The following is a 280-nucleotide window of genomic DNA, read 5'->3' on the forward strand; positions in this document are numbered from 1 at the left end:
GATCGGACACGGTGTAGACCGGGTGGCCGAAACCGATCACCACTTCCTTGCGCTCCACGCGGGCCTTGATGTCTTCCTCGGCTTCGTCCGGATTGTCATAGCGCTTCTGCACTTCGAACGCCACTTCGTTGGCGCCGCCGTGCTTGGGGCCACGCAGCGCGCCGATGCCACCGCAGATCGCGCTGTACATGTCGCTGCCGGTGCCGGCGATGACGCGGCAGGCGAAGGTCGAAGCGTTGAACTCGTGCTCGGCGTACAGGATCAGCGAGGTGTGCATCGC

Annotated in this window: 1 protein-coding gene; it reads right to left on the bottom strand. The window is 64.6% G+C overall.

All coding sequences use genetic code 11. From position 1 onward, the window contains the following. The coding region (locus FQ664_RS25845; protein WP_306109835.1) for a citrate/2-methylcitrate synthase at nucleotides 1-280 on the bottom strand (280 nt) is incomplete at both ends.

Origin of the sequence: Pseudomonas persica, assembly GCF_900291015.1 — a bacterium.
Taxonomy (GTDB): Bacteria; Pseudomonadota; Gammaproteobacteria; order Pseudomonadales; family Pseudomonadaceae; genus Aquipseudomonas.